The organism is Corynebacterium sp. LK10, assembly GCF_008042455.1.
Lineage (GTDB): Bacteria > Actinomycetota > Actinomycetes > Mycobacteriales > Mycobacteriaceae > Corynebacterium > Corynebacterium jeikeium_D.
In genome coordinates, this window is record NZ_NOVT01000028.1 from 1 (window position 1) to 528 (window position 528).

The window sequence follows — 528 nt, forward strand, 5'->3', positions numbered from 1 at the left end:
TCACTGGTCTGACGCGGCGAGGCGCCACGGTTGAGCAGATTGACAACCTGGGCGCGCAAAAATCGATTGTCATCGAGTTTGCGCGGCTTTGGACGAGCAAGACGCCCGCGGCTGGCCTGGTCAGCGTGATAGGCATCGTAGATACCATCGACGCTGTTGCGTGCGATTTCACGGCTGACGGTGGATTGACTACGACAGACTATCTGGGCGATACGCCGGTGCGAATGACCTGCCCGCAGGCAATCGGCAATAAGTAAGCGTTCCGCCAGCCCTAGCCGCCGACCAGTACCAACACGAGATACATCACCAGGTGTTATCCGACTGCGGGTATTCATAGTGGTCAATCTAGCCCGCCGGTTGTACACCGTGGTTGTGCACACCCCAGCCTGTGCAGCAATCTGGGCAACACTATATGAGCCGGCCATAAGCATCTCGTAGATCACGCGATGTTTATGCATCATCGAGACCTTCGGGTAGTGCGATTGGTGCTGGATCTCAATTCCGGCTTGTCGCGCCCACCGCCTGACT

1 protein-coding gene is annotated in these 528 nt (G+C 57.4%); it reads right to left on the reverse strand.

From position 1 onward, the window contains the following. Positions 1 to 461, reverse strand: a 461-nt coding sequence (locus CHU70_RS11430; RefSeq protein ID WP_371416047.1) for a transposase, incomplete at its 3' end; no start/stop codon positions are given. Between the last annotated feature and the right edge of the window lie 67 nt (positions 462 to 528).